A 15,030-nucleotide genomic window follows, 5' to 3' on the forward strand; every position below is an offset into this window, starting at 1 on the left:
ATGGTTCATATCGTTAATAAAGCAAGGCTCCTTCCTTTACAGGCAGGAGCCTTTGGTATGTTCGCTCGAAATAGTAAAGAATTGTAGATTCGAAGTCGGCAACGGATGATATTCGCGAGCCGAGCCCTCCCGTAAGATTAAGTTATCGGCGTTCAGGGCCCTGAATGCCGAGTACCTTCTAAGGAGAATGGAGTGGTCTTTACGCAATGAAACGGCAATCCGTACTCATCAAATGGTTCTCTATGGCAGTAACCTTAGGTTTGATCATAAGCTGCTTTCCGATTCTGCCGGCGGCAGCCGCAGGGGATTCCGCAGCTTCGCTAACGGCATCTTACACGTACCACGGTGACCGTCTGGAAGATGCGAACGATGGCATTGTATCCTATGACGACGACCCCAAGAGTCGCTGGACTTCTTATGAATCCACCAACCCGCAGGATTGGGTACAGTTTGAATATGCAAGTCCCACATCCAAAAACACGGCGGGCGTTTATATTTTCGACGACGGCGGGGGCATCAAGGCTCCGAGCTCGTACGACGTCCAGTATTGGAACGGAACAGATTGGGCGAACGTTCCGAACGAAACGAAATCGCCGGCTGCCCCTACGGGCAATGAGCTGAATCTGGTTACTTTCGACTCCATAACCTCTGCGAAATTCCGTGTGCTCTTCACGCATTCCGGCTCGAAGAGCGGCGTGACGGAAATCGCCTTCGTTGATTCGAACACAGAGCCAATTCCCGGTGCGGAAGTATCGCCGCTTGGCAATGCATCGGCATCCTATACGTTCCGTCTCGATCAGGTAAGTCACGTTAACGATGGTATCGTGTCCTACGAAGCGGCTCCCGCGAATCGCTGGACTTCCTACGAATCTCCGAACGAAACCGACTGGGTGCAGACGAACTTTGGCACGTCGAAGCGGAAGGACGCGGTCGGCATCTATCTCTTCGCAGACGGAGGGGGTATCAAGCCGCCTGCTTCGTACGACGTTCAGTATTTAAATGGGAGTAATGAATGGGTGAGCGCTGCTAATCAAGTGAAAACGCCTGCCGAGCCTGCAGGCAATGCGCTTAACCTGGTTACGTTCACTTCGGTGGAAGCGCAGAAATATCGGATTCTCTTCACGCACAGCACAGCTAAGACCGGCGTTACCGAAATTCAGTATGTCGATTCCTCCACACAGTCGCTGCCGACGGAGCCTTCCGCGGGCACGGCGACGGCTTCTTACTCAAACAACGGCGATGACGCTGGCTTTGTCAATGACGGTATCATCTCGTTGAATGATTTTCCGCGTAACCGCTGGACGGCATACGGCTCTCCGAATAGTTCGGATTGGGTGCAGACGGAGTATGAGAATGCACGCTCCAGCAATATGGCCGGTGTCTATCTCTACGATGACGGCGGTGGTGTGAAATCACCGGCGTCGTTCGATGTTCAATATTTAAGCGGCGGTGAATGGGTGAGTGTTCCCGAACAAGTGCGCACACCAGCCGAACCGGTTGCGGGCTTAAATCTCGTTGCTTTCAACACGGTGATTGCAAGCAAGTATCGCGTCGTGTTCACGCACCAAGGTGACGCCAAATCCGGGGCGACCGAAATCTCGTATGTCGACACGAACAAAGAACCGGTACCGACGGCACCTCCTGTTGTGATAGTCGAACCTGCGATCGAAATCATCTCCCCAACGATTGGTTCGAATGTGTCGGGCAATGTGACTATCGACTTCAAAGCCCCGGAGATGAAGAATGTATGGGCGAGAGTCTGGCATCAACCGGATGAAGCCAATCCGGATCCCAATGGCTATGACGCCTGGATCCAGAACGTTGCACCGGATGCGGAGGGAAATGGCTCGATCCAAATCGATGCCGACACCTTGCCGCATGGTCCACTGACCGTCATCTTGAATGCTTGGAATTCAGCGGAAGGTGATCCGAACTTCACAAAGTCCACAACGAGCTACTTGCAGCTGTATAACGAAGGCGGAGTCGTGTGGAAGCAAGGACTTCCGGCAGCGCCGCCGCAAACGGCAGGCATGCATGTACTGTTCGAGGATGATTTTACGGGCCCGTTGTCGGTATCCAAGACGGGTGAAGGCACGAGGTATGCATCGCTGAAGCCGGACTGGCCGAATGGCTCGGAGTTCGGCGAGGCGATCTTCGCAGATCCGACTGATGCGGTTAATCCGTTTGCCATTCTCGGTGACGATCATTTGCGTATTCGTGTAACGAAGGCTCCGGATGGTTACGTTGATCCGCAAGGCTGGAACCGCAAATATATCGGCGGATTGCTCTCTTCCGTCGGATTAGATGGAACCGGCATTGCCGCGACGAATGGTTATTTTGAAGCGCGAATGCAAATGCCTGCAGGCAAAGGAGCATGGCCGGCATTCTGGTTAATGTCCCAGAACAGTTCAGGTCCGGATCATCTGCCATCGACGGCTGAGCTCGATACGGTAGAAGCCTACGGTCACGATCCCAGCGGTGCATGCCAAGCCAAGCATTGGTGGTCAGGCAGCCCGGAAACGCATCAAACAAACTGCTCGGACGACAATTTCGCTTACGGCGACAACGCCTCGACATGGCACACGTATGGCACGCGAATTACCGATTCGGAAGTCATCTATTACATCGATAACGTCGAGGTATGGAGGCATGCGTCCTTCGAACAAGCCAATACGCCGATGTACTTCATGCTCAATCTGGCACTTGGCGGAGGCTGGCCGATCGATCTGGCGAAATACGGCGATCAAATCGACTTGTACGTGGATTATGTGAGGGTGTTTGAACCGAACGCAGTTGTTCAGCCTCCAACGTCCGGTTCATCTGCGCCTGCGCCAATTCCGGAAACGAAGGTAGTCGGAGATACGGTCGTAGTCGAACCTAGTGTATCGACGAATGCAACTACGGGAACGACGACGTTAGCCGTGAGCAAAGACGTATGGAAGCAAGCCCAAGACCTTGCAGCAGCAGCCAGCGGTATCCATAAAATCGTACTCGAAGCGCCTGCAGCATCCTCATCTCAACAAGCAGCTCCAACCTATGAGCTCAAACTGCCTGCCGACGCTTTATTGGGCGGTTCGTCGCTAGCGATTGAAGTGAAAACGCCGCATGCATCGGTCGAGCTGCCGGGCGATATGTTGAAGGGCCAGTCCATCGCTTCAACCGAGGTTTCCATTCAGATTGGCCGCATAGATACCGATACTTTGCATGCAGAGACGAAACAACTAATCGGCAATCATCCCGTTATCGAGCTGACCGCCCTGGATGGGGATAAGGCAATTTCGTGGAATAACCCGCTGGCTCCGGTCCGGGTCCGTATTCCTTATGTGCCGACGGCGGAGGAATTACGGAATCCCGAGCATATTGTCGTGTGGTACGTGGATGGATCGGGCCAAATCCATGCTGTGCCAAACGGACGTTACGATGCCGAAGCGAAAGCTGTCGTCTTTACGACAACCCATTTCAGCGCGTATGCCGTTGCTGATGTCCGGAAGACATTCGAAGACATAGGCTCATCGCCTGCGAAGCAAGCCATCGAAGTGTTAGCTTCCAAAGGCATTATTAAAGGAACGTCAGATCATCAATTCAGTCCGGAACTAACGATTTCCCGCGCGGATTTCGTCGTGCTGCTTTCGCGAATTCTGGAATGGAAAGGACAGAAGTCAGACGACAGCTTCTCCGACGTGTCCGCCACGGCCTACTACTCGGATGCCCTGCGCACCGCCAGAGCAGTAGGTATCGTCTTGGGCAGCGGAAATAACAAATTCAATCCGTCCGCTTCCATCACGAAAGTCGAAATGACGACAATCGCGAAGCGGGCATGGGCAGCTTCTCATCTCGATGCTGCAGCGATCGGCGGCCTGTTCGACCAGCTCGGCAATACGCCGACTCGCGCGGAGACAGCAGCGCTGCTCTATGATCTCTACCGCGCAAGAAGTTGAAATCGGTCGATCCGATGTCAACAACGGACGATAGGCTTGAGCATAAAGCTGTTTTATCATTAAGTATATAAGGAACGATTCCTTACGACACACATATAATCGGGGAGGCACAGTATGAACAAGAAGCTGCGCAACAGAAGCTTGACCGCATCCGTTGCTCTATTGCTGGCAGTTACGACTGCATGCGGCAATAATAGCGACAATGGCGGGACTGACACGAAGAACAACACCGCGACTACAGCTGAATCCACAACCACTAACGAACCGGCACAAGCCGAGAACGAAGCTCCGGCGGCGATCGATCCGAACGCCAAATACGATCCGCCGATCGAAGTAGCGGCTGTCCGCTACACAGACCCTACTTACAAATTCAAAGACGGCGACACGATCGAGAACAACGTGTGGACGAGAGCTTACGAGAGCGAGCTCGGCATCAAGATCAAGTACAAATGGATCGTTAATGGCGACCAATATGGCCAGAAGATGAACCTGACCATTACGTCGAACGATCTGCCCGACATCTTCCAGGTCGATTCCGTGCAATTCCGCCAATTGGCAGAAGGCGGCCAGCTTGAGGATTTGACGCAATACGTCGCGGACTACGGTTCCGAATTGACGAAAACCATGATTGACCGCGGAACCAACGCCAAGTCGGCGGCTATGTATGACGGCAAGCTGATGGGTATTCCGCCTGCCGAAGATTACCTAGGCGGAGCTCCGCTACTGTATGTTCGAACAGACTGGCTCAAGAAGCTTAGCCTGCCTGAACCGAAAACAATGGATGACTTCATTGCAATTGCCGAAGCCTTCACGACAAAAGACCCGGACGGCAACGGCAAGAACGATACTTACGGCCTTGCTGCTTCGAAGGACTTGTTCGGCGGATACCCGGACTTCTCCGGTTTCATGAACGGCTTCCACGCTTACGCGAACATCTGGATTAAGGACAGCTCCGGCAAGCTCGTCAACGGCAGCACGCAGCCGGAAATGAAGAACGCCCTCGCGAAACTGCAAGAGCTGTATAAAGCAGGCATGATTGACAAAGAATTCGGCGTCAAAGACGGCGGTAAAGCAGCCGAGCTGCAAACGGCCGGCAAAGTAGGGATGAGCTTCGGCGCCATGTGGAATCCGCTGTGGCCGCTGCAAGACGGCGTGAACAAAGATCCGAACGCCGAGTGGGGCGTGTTCCCGATCCCTTCCGTGGACGGAACGCCTGCCATGGCGCAATCCAAAGCTGATTTCAACGCCTTCTGGGTCGTCAAGAAAGGCGCCGAGCATCCGGAAGCGATCGTGAAGCTGTTCAACCTCTACAATGAGAAGATCATCGGAGAAACGGCTGAGCCTGCCAAGTTCCACAGCGCGGATGGGATCGAGTTCTTCAAATACGCGCTGCTGCAAGGCGGCTTCGGAACACCGCAAGGTCTGCTGTCCGTGCATAAGAACGTGGTTACAGCGTTGCAAGCCAATGATGCAGCCAAACTGACGCCGGAAGAGAAGAGCTACTACGACAAGATCGTGCTGTTCAACGGCGGCGACAGAACGAACTGGGCCACGAACAAAGTATTCGGAGCCGGCGGCTCGTGGGATGTCATCGGAGCGAATTACGTCGATCAAAACTTGCTGATGAAGAGTGAGTTCTTCGGTGCTCCAACGCCGGGCATGACGGACAAACAAGCGATTTTGGATAAATTGGTATTGGAGAAGTTTACGAAAATCATTCTAGGTGCGCCGATCTCTGATTTCGACCAATTCGTATCCGATTGGAACAAACTGGGCGGCGAGCAAATTACGCAGGAAGTAAACGATTGGTACGCCAAAAAATAATAAACACCATGAATCATTAATCCTCATAAGTAATACACGCAATCGGGAGGTCGGGACTTGCTTCCGGCCTCCCTTCCTTATCTTGTGCCGGGAAGGCGGTGTCCGTAGATGTTGAAATCGAAAATGCGCCGACAGCTGCCTTTGCATCTGATGGTGGCTCCCTCGTTCCTGCTGGTGCTGGTGTTTAGTTACGGCCCGATCGCAGGACTCGTTATAGCGTTCCAGAAATTTTCCGTCGTGAAGAGCTTTGCCCACTCCCCGTTCGTGGGATGGGACAATTTTGACTACATGTTTAAGCTGCCGGACATTTGGCAGGTCATTGGCAATACGGTCTTCATCGCCGTGATGAAAATCGCAGCAGGGTTAGTTGTGCCGATTGTGGTGTCACTTCTGCTGAACGAAGTGCGTAAGCACACGTTTAAGCGTTCGATTCAAACGCTGATCTATCTCCCTCACTTTCTATCGTGGATTATTTTGGGCGGCGTTCTTATCGATATTTTGTCGCCGACTTCAGGTATTGTGAACCAATTTCTCGGCGTGTTCGGCGTCGAACCGATCTTCTTCCTTGGCAATGTGCATTGGTTTCCGGCCGTCGTTGTCATCTCGGACGTGTGGAAGGAGTTTGGCTTCAGCACGATCGTCTACTTGGCTGCGCTTGCGGGTATTAATCCGGCGCTTTACGAGGCAGCTGTTATCGATGGAGCGAACCGCTGGAAGCAGATGGTGCATATCACGCTGCCGGGCATGGCGCCGGTCATCGTACTTCTGGCAACTTTGAGCTTGGGCAACGTCTTGAATGCCGGGTTCGATCAAATCTTCAACTTGTACAGTCCGATCGTTTACGAAAGCGGAGACATCATCGACACGCTCGTGTACAGGCTCGGTCTTGAGCAAGCGCAATACAGTCTGGCAACGGCCGTAGGGTTGATGAAATCAGGCGTATCGATCGTTTTGATATCCGTTTCCTATTATCTCGCTTATCGCTTGGCCAATTACCGAATCTTCTAATAAGGAGCGGAACCCATAATGAAGACGACTTCCGTATCCGGAAAAGTATTCAATGTCTTTAATGCGTTATTTCTCATCCTGCTTGCCTTTCTCTGTTTGTTCCCGCTCGTAAACGTGCTGGCGGTATCGCTCAGTTCGAGTACTGCGGCGAGCTCCGGCGAGGTGTCGCTGTGGCCGGTGGACTTCACCTGGCAATCGTACAATTTCGTGCTGCAGAAGCCCGAGTTTATGAAGGCCCTCGGTGTCAGCGCAGAGCGGGTGCTGCTCGGGACGGCGCTGAACATGCTGCTGACCATTACGCTCGCATACCCGTTGTCCAAGGAATCATTTGCATTTAGAGGTAGATTGTTCTACGTCTGGTTCTTCGTCTTGACGATGCTGGTCGGTGGCGGAATCGTGCCTTGGTACCTCGTCATTCAGAAGCTTCATTTGTTAGGCACGATGGGAGCACTTATTCTGCCCGGAGCGGTGAACGTATTTAACGCCGTATTGCTCCTTAATTTCTATCGTGGATTGCCCAAAGAGCTGGAGGAAGCGGCTTTCGTCGATGGGGCAGGACATTGGACGATTTTATGGAAAGTATATGTACCGCTGTCGATGCCGGCAATCGCCACGCTGATCTTGTTCTCCATGGTGGGGCACTGGAACTCATGGTTTGACGGTCTCATCTTGATGAATTCACCGGACAAATATCCACTGCAAAGCTATTTGCAAACCGTCGTCATTAATCGCGATCTCAGCCTCGTCTCGATGGTGGATGCGGAGGCGCTGGCGGACATCTCGGATCGCACGTTGAAAGGCGCGCAGATTTTCCTGGCTGCCTTGCCGATCATTTGCGTGTATCCGTTTCTGCAGCGATTCTTCATTAAAGGCGTTATCGTAGGCAGCGTGAAAGAGTAGAAGAGTTGAAGGTGAGAGGAGCTCCGGAGCGTATGGCAGGTTTAGCGAAAGGTGAATTTGAGCATCTGCGCACCCCGTATAAACGGGAAGTGCCGGTGCTTCAAGGTTCAGGCGAGGCAGGCACCTATAATGCGATGTCGGTGGATTGTCCGTTTGTTTTCTACCACAACGACAAGTTTTATATGATGCATATCGGCTTTGATGGATTAGGGTATCGGACGGCGCTTGCTGTGAGCGACAACTTAGTGGAGTGGAATCACGAAGGCGTGATTCTGGACCGGGGGGAAGATGCCTCGCGCTGGGATTATGTAGGTGCGGCGTACTCTTGGGTACTGCTGGAGAATAATGATTTATACGAGCTGCCTCGCTTGAAGCAGGTCGACGGCAAGTACTGGATGATCTATCATGCCTATCCCGAGTTTGGTTATGAGGCCGGGGGAGCGAAGATGGGGCTGGCCTGGTGCGAGAGCGAGAGCCTGCTGGAGTGGCACCGTCTCGAAGAGCCGATCTTCTCGTATGAGAACGGCGGCAGCTGGGAGCGGGCAGGATTGTATAAGTGCTGCTTCGTCGAATTCGAGGGACGGTATTGGATGTTCTACAATGCCAAGGATCAACCGAATTGGCCATGGACGGAGGAGACGGGGTTGGCAGTGTCAGATGATCTGCTGCACTGGACGAGACTCGCCGGTGGAGAACCTGTTATGGGTGCGAAGCCGGGTTCGTTCTACAGCCAATACGTGAGCGACCCCCATATCCGGTTCGACAGCCGGACGGGCAATTGGCTGAACTTTGGTTTCGGGTTCGACGGCAAGCATGCGCAAGGGCTGCTTGCGGCATCGAAGGATTTAACGGACTGGGCCATCGTGAATGAGCCGTGGATTCCGCATGGCGAGCCGGGTGAGGTGGATGAGACTCATGCGCATAAGTCCTCGGTGATCTATTGGAATCATCGCTTCTATCACTTCTACTGCGCATGCCGCCCCGCTAAGCCCGGGGACGCGTCCATTGTAGCGGAGGGTGAAGGCGAATTCCGATGCATCATGCTTCGGACGAGTCTGCCCATAGCGTAAACTAGAAGCGCAGCCCGCTCAGGGCTGCGCTTTCAGCTGCCTGGAAAACCGCGAAAGCCTAGAAAGTCTGGAAAGTCTGGAAAGTCTGGAAAGTCTGGAAAGTCTGGAAAACCGCGAAAGCCTCGAGTCCTTCCCTGTTTGTAGAGTACCCCACGTTTCATTACGCAGGATTTCTTCATTTTCGGTTTATCTGAGAAGGGCAATATTTGTAACGGTTGTCAGCGTGGCTATTTCATGAAATGAACGACTTTTATTAATCTAACGGTTGTGAGGATCGTTATTCACTGCATAATGGTTGATTTCTATTGGAAAATGTCCAAATAAGCTCGCTTACAACCGTAATAAAATAATAGCGGGCATTTGAGGTCAAATAACCACTGTCACAACCGTTACAGGTTGGAAGATGAGTAAGCGCAGTCCGCCAAGGGCTGCGCTTTATTTGAGCTTGACCGGCCCGACCCCAAACAAGTAGAAAACGGTAGAGCGAAAGTAGCGAACGGCTGATGGCAGCGGCGCGCGGCTTCGCTATAATACACTTGCAGCCCAATTTAGCGAAAAGGTAGTGATGATTAATGACAAAGAAGAGATTAAGGCCCAAGCGAGCGTTCTTATCGCTCATAATTGTAAGCGTTCTCTTGTCTACGCTGTTCTCCGGCATGCAGGTTTTTGCGTATGACACCGGGGCCACTGTCACGGCGTCTTACACGTTCTTCATGGACGCGACGAGCGAGGTGAACGACGGAATCGTGTCTTACGATGATACGCCGAGCAACCGTTGGACAGCGTACGAATCACCGAACGCCGCGGACTGGGTACAGACGGACTTCGGTTCGGCCGTAACGAGAAGCAGCGCCGAGGTCTATTTGTATGACGACGGAGGCGGCGTGAAGGTACCGGGTTCCTACAAGGTACAATACTTAAACGGCAGCACGTGGACGGACGCTGCCAGCCAAGTGAAATCCCCGGCTTCTCCGACCGCCAACCAAGTCAACACGGTAACCTTCACGTCCGTGTCGGCAAGTAAATTCAGAATCGTCTTCACGCACCAATCGGGCTCCAAGTCCGGTGTAACCGAAATCGCTTATGGCACGGGTTCTTCCACGCCTCCGACTGATCCACCAACTAACCCGCCATCATCGCTGCTGGCCGGAACATCCACGGCCTCCTATACGTTCCACATGGATGAGGTGGACGATGTCGATGACGGAACGATCTCGTATGTAAATTCACCGCATAATCGCTGGACCAGCTACCAGTCACCGAACGCAACCGACTGGGTGCAGAAGGATTTGAGCGCAAGCAGCGCCGTATCCCAAGCTGAAATTTATATTTATGATGACGGAGGCGGCGTGAAAGCTCCGGCTTCCTATAACGTGCAATACTGGAACGGGACAGCATGGACGAATGCGGCAAGCCAATCCAAGTCGCCGGCTGCACCGACAGGCGGTCAGGTGAATACGGTCACCTTCACAGCGGTTACGACCTCCAAGATGAGAATTGTCTTCACGCCGCAATCAGGTTCGGCATCCGGTGCGACGGAAATCAAGTATTTCGGCACCGGAGGTGGAACGACGCCTCCAACGGACCCGCCAACCAACCCGGGGACTTATCCGAATTACCAAGTGAGCGTCGTTTCGCCTTCCTACGGCGCTTCGATTAACGGCACAATTACGATTAAATTCTACGCTCCGGGCATGCAGAACGTATGGGCCAGGTCCTGGCACCAGCCGGACACCGCGCATCCGAACGCGAACGGCTACGATGCCTGGTTCCAGCGGGTAACACCTGATGCGAACGGTTATGGCGAAGTAACATTCCCGGCCGCTGACTTCCCGCATGGACCGATCTCGGTCATCTTGAGCGCATGGGATTCGCCTGAAGGCAATCCGAACTATGCGCACTCGGACAACTGTTATGTCCAGCTGTATAACGAAGGCGGTGTCACATGGAAACAAGGCATACCGTCCGCGCCTTCCCAAGCTTCAGGCATGAGCGTGCTTTTCCAAGACGATTTCACGAGTACATTGTCGGCATCCCGCACAGGCGCCGGAGCCACCTATGCAACCTCTAAACCGGACGCGCCGAACGGCACCGAATTCGGTGAAGCGATATTCGCCGATTACGGCAGTGCGAATGATCCGTTTGCGATCCTCGGAAGCAACTACTTGCGCATTCGAGCTAAGAAAGCGCCGGCCGGTACGGTTGATCCGATGGGCTGGAACCGCACCTACACCGGCGGCTTGCTGTCTTCCGTACGTACCAACGGTACGGGCGTCGCTGCAACTTACGGTTACTTTGAGGCTCGCATTCTGATGCCGGCAGGCAAAGGGACATGGCCGGCGTTCTGGCTCATGTCGCAGAACAGCATTTCGCAAAGCGTGCCATCGACGGCGGAGATCGATACGGTCGAAGCCTACGGACAAGATCCGAACGGCGCTTGCCAGGCGAAGCACTGGTGGGCCGGTAATCCGGAAATGCACGACACGCATTGTTCTTCCTCTAATTTCGCGTTCGGTGACAACGCGTCGACCTGGCATATATACGGAACCAAGATTACGCCGACCGACACGATCTACTACATCGACAACGTAGAGGTATGGCGCCATACGACGTTCGACCAAGCCAAAACGCCGATGTACTTCATGCTCAACCTGGCGCTCGGCGGCGGTTGGCCGATCGATCTCGCCAGATATAACAATCAAGTCGACATGTTTGTCGATTATGTCAGGGTGTTTCAATAAGTTCCAATAACTAAGAAAGCCGTCGGTGATCGATCACCGGCGGCTTTCTTCTATGATGCGGATGCGCTCTCCCGATATTCATGAGGCGTCGCGTTCATTTCTCTCTTAAAGAACCTGCCGAAGGATGTCGCAGAATCGAATCCGACCTTCAAAGCGATATCCTGTATCTTCAGATTCGAGAACTTGAGCAGATCGCAGGACTTGGTCAGCCGAAGCTCGGCGATATATTCGGAAATCCCTTGACCGGTTTGCTGCTTGAACAGGCGAGACAAGTAGGTCGGATTCAAGTAGACGGTTTCCGCAAGCCGGACGAGCGACAGGTCTTCGTTCAAGTGGCTGTCGATAAAGGATTTCAGCTTGGCAATCAGCAGATGAGCACCGGCCTCACTCTCTTGATTGCGAATGTCGAGCAAGCGTCGGATGATGTCCCGCAAATAATCGAGCGCCTCTTCCCAAGAGGAGTGGGCATCCAGCGAAACGAGCTTGGTCAGCCAATCGGATGGAAACTCTTCCGTCCGTGGCTGGTGATTAATGGCGGATAACAGCATATAGGCGATGCCGTTGTACATTTCGTACAGAAAAGGATGATTGCCTGTCAGCTTGCGGGAGAGCGCGGCGAGCTCATCGAAATCGGCGAGCAGCCGATTCTCAAGCGCCATCTCGGAGGATAAGAGCTGCTTTAACCGACTTTGGGCTTTGATGATCGTCTCGTTGGTTTGCGGGCTTCCCGAGGAGAAGTTGCGATTGACGCCATCCGTCAGTAACATCTCGGTACGCTGGCCGAAGCCGTAGAACAAGATTTGCTTAAGCTCGGCGTATTTCAAGTGAATGTCGTCCCAGAGGACGGTCTCCGAGCTGGCTACGAACGAGACAGGAAGCTTCAAATATTGTTTGCAGGCGGCTTGTATGGTTTCCAGCTGGCCATGCACGAACCGAATCCATCGCGGACTGAGCGTCTCCCACTGACTGCTTGAAACAGGCTGGATAAACGTCACCATCGCGGACGAATCCAGCATGACGCTGAAAGCCCGGCAGCCTGCCCAGAACTCGCCGGCAATATTTTGCAGCGCGTAATACATGAGCGTTTTATCCGAATCGGAATGAGACGAGGCAAAACGATCGACGCGCGAGATTAGAAGAAGCGGCGATACGGATGCGTCCATCGCCATCTTCAGCTCATCCATTCGCTCTTGCTTGGCAGGCGCTAAGCCGTGAATCAGCTGGCTCACGTAATCTCGCTGCAAGGGGGTAAGCGACTGCTGCAGCTTATGTTTGGCTTGGTCAATCCATTGGTTCATGGAGCTTGCACGCGACAGCTCGTCAATCGCCTTCTGAATGGCAGCTATGATCGCTTCATCGCCGTCCATCTTGAGCACATAATCGACGCCTCCGTTGCGGAAAGCGGTCTGGATATAAGAAAAGTCGTCGTAACCGGAGAGGAAGACGATTCTGCAGTCCGGCCACTGCTCCACAATCCTGGCTTGCAGCTCAAGGCCGTTCATCCCGGGCATGCGGATATCGAGCAAAGCGATATCGATCTTCATCATACCGAGCAGCCGCAATGCTTCTTCGGCCGAATGTACGCCATAGACGTCGAGCTCGAACGGTGCCTCTTCTCCCAATAGCTGCTGAAGCCCTCTTACGATAATCGGTTCGTTATCCACGATCAACAATCGGTACATCTCCTTATGCCGCCTCCTTAAATGGAATGATGATGGTCATTCGCAAGCCTCCGAGCGCACCCCGAGCCGCGAGCAGTTCGGCATTCTCGCCGAAATTCAGCCGAATGCGCAGCTGAACGTTACGCAAACCTTCGCTCTCGGACTTATATTCCGCGTCGGTCAATAGAGCAACAATATGCGCCAGTTCTTCTTCGTCCAGCGCCCCGTTATCCTCCACCGCGATTTCGGCATGGTCCCCGCAATCCTCGAAAGCGACAATAACGAGCCCTTCTTTCACTTGATCCTCTAATCCATGCTGGTAGGCGTTCTCGACAAGCGGCTGAAGCAGCAGCTTGGGCACGGCCAGCGAGCTGACGCGTTCCGGGACTTCGCCGAATTCGACGCGGACATGATCGTCGAACCGAATGCCTTGAATAGCCGCATAGGATCGGCAGAACTTGATCTCTTGTTCGAGCGGCACGAAGTCGGCGTTCTTGGTAACGTATTTGAAGTATTCGCCCAGATGCTTGGAGAAGGCGACGACTTTGTCATTCTCTTGAAGTTTCGCCAGCCGGTGCAGGTTAAAGAAGCTATTGTACAAGAAGTGCGGATTGATCTGCGACTGCAGCTGCTTGAGCTCGGCAACCTTGATTTGGTATTGATGGACGTACGCTTCGTTGATCAGATCCTGGAGCCTGGACACGGTGCGGTTGTATTGCAAATACAAGTAATTGAATTCGTCTCTTGAACGGTAATTCAGCTGGGCGGAGAGATCGCCTTTCTCCAGTCCTTTGAATGCGCTGACAAGCCTCTTCAGCGGCGTATGGATAAGCTGGTAGAGCCGATAGGAAAACAGCAGGATAAGAATCGGAGCGGCAATCGAGATGGCCCATAGCCATATCGCGTATTGTTTAAGCGGACCGATGAAGCTGCTTTCTTCCACGAAAATCGCGAGCGTAAGCCCCAGCTTCGATGACTTCTCGAAGAACCCGTAATACGTGGAGTCTCCATCCTCGATGATTTCGTAGCCGCTCTTCTGCCCGGCTTGTAGTTGTGCGTGAATAAGGGCTTGCAGCTTCTTGCGGTCGGAAGGCACGTTGCCGCTCGTCTCGCTCCAGGATAAACCCTCATCCATAAGCATAGCGCCGCCATTGCCGTCGATGAGGAAACCGGACAGCGAATCCTTGATGGCAAGGCTCGATATTTCGAGCGCAATGGTGAACCCGCGGCCGATGGCTTGGCTGTTCGGGTAGGGCAGACTCATCCATAGCCGGTTCTGGTAGAGAAGGAAGGGCGATTCGAACGTATCGGCCATTTGATTCAAAGCGGCTGCTTCCTCGTGGTTCAATTCATTGAAGGATAATGCTGATATTTTACGATCGAGCACGGGGAAGTTGACGAAGGCGTCCTCTACGTAAGGGCTCATATTCTTTAAAATCTGCAGTTTCTTCTGGACATTCCTGACCGCATTCGTATACTGCTCGCTGGTCATGATGATCGATGAGTAGGCGAGGTTAAAGATGTCATCGTCGAGCGTATATTGCTGCTCCAATGTGACAAGAGGTCCGAAATCATCCTCAAGCGCGTTGATATAATAATTAACCTTGGCTTGCATCGAGCTGGTTATTTCGTTACGTACGAGACGCTCGCTGCGGATATTCATGAGAAGGCTGATGGTAACGAGCGGAATGATGATGACCAGAAAGGTCAGAACGAGCTTGGGGTAGAGGGTAAGCCGGCGCAGAAAGCTCATTCGGAACCTTCTCCTTTGGTGGATTTTCTCTTAAGTATAGCGTGTAAACGCTATCTTACAACGAACATTCCGAAAGAAGTTGAGGATGGTAGAGCGAAAGTAGAGAACGGATGATGACTTGGGACTTCGGCTCCA

At 53.1% G+C, this 15,030-nt stretch carries 8 protein-coding genes; 6 read left to right on the forward strand and 2 right to left on the reverse strand.

Annotated elements, in window-relative coordinates:
• Positions 1-206 precede the first annotated feature (206 nt).
• The 6 genes from AC0YN4_RS19120 to AC0YN4_RS19145 all read left to right on the forward strand — a co-directional run bounded on the left by AC0YN4_RS19120 (position 207) and on the right by AC0YN4_RS19145 (position 11,481).
• The gene (locus AC0YN4_RS19120) at positions 207-3,938 is read left to right on the forward strand and encodes a galactose-binding domain-containing protein (protein WP_475783375.1); all 3,732 of its coding nucleotides are present in this window, start codon (positions 207-209) and stop codon (positions 3,936-3,938) included.
• 114 nt (positions 3,939-4,052) lie between these two features.
• Entirely contained in the window at positions 4,053-5,762 is a 1,710-nt protein-coding gene (locus tag AC0YN4_RS19125) for an extracellular solute-binding protein (RefSeq protein WP_475836506.1), read from the forward strand.
• 108 nt (positions 5,763-5,870) lie between these two features.
• Positions 5,871-6,770 carry an ABC transporter permease gene (locus AC0YN4_RS19130; protein ID WP_475783377.1) on the forward strand — a complete coding sequence of 300 codons (900 nt, stop codon included), beginning with the start codon at positions 5,871-5,873 and terminating at the stop codon, positions 6,768-6,770.
• 18 nt (positions 6,771-6,788) lie between these two features.
• Positions 6,789-7,670 carry a carbohydrate ABC transporter permease gene (locus AC0YN4_RS19135; protein ID WP_475836507.1) on the forward strand — a complete coding sequence of 294 codons (882 nt, stop codon included), beginning with the start codon at positions 6,789-6,791 and terminating at the stop codon, positions 7,668-7,670.
• Between the two features lie 32 nt (positions 7,671-7,702).
• Positions 7,703-8,740, forward strand: coding sequence for a glycoside hydrolase family protein (locus AC0YN4_RS19140; protein WP_475836508.1), 1,038 nt, complete (start codon positions 7,703-7,705; stop codon positions 8,738-8,740).
• A gap of 572 nt (positions 8,741-9,312) precedes the next feature.
• Positions 9,313-11,481, forward strand: a complete 2,169-nt coding sequence (locus tag AC0YN4_RS19145) for a galactose-binding domain-containing protein (RefSeq protein WP_475836509.1) — start codon at positions 9,313-9,315, stop codon at positions 11,479-11,481.
• A gap of 50 nt (positions 11,482-11,531) precedes the next feature.
• On the opposite strand, the gene AC0YN4_RS19150 is transcribed toward AC0YN4_RS19145, so the two are convergent.
• Together AC0YN4_RS19150 and AC0YN4_RS19155 are read right to left on the reverse strand one after the other, a co-directional pair.
• On the reverse strand, positions 11,532-13,163 hold the full coding sequence (locus AC0YN4_RS19150; protein WP_475836510.1) for a helix-turn-helix domain-containing protein: 1,632 nt from the start codon (positions 13,161-13,163) through the stop codon (positions 11,532-11,534).
• Positions 13,164-13,167: 4 nt separating this feature from the next.
• Positions 13,168-14,895 carry a sensor histidine kinase gene (locus tag AC0YN4_RS19155; RefSeq protein ID WP_475836511.1) on the reverse strand — a complete coding sequence of 576 codons (1,728 nt, stop codon included), beginning with the start codon at positions 14,893-14,895 and terminating at the stop codon, positions 13,168-13,170.
• Positions 14,896-15,030 lie beyond the last annotated feature (135 nt).

The sequence above is a fragment of the Paenibacillus sp. J22R3 genome (assembly GCF_056269305.1).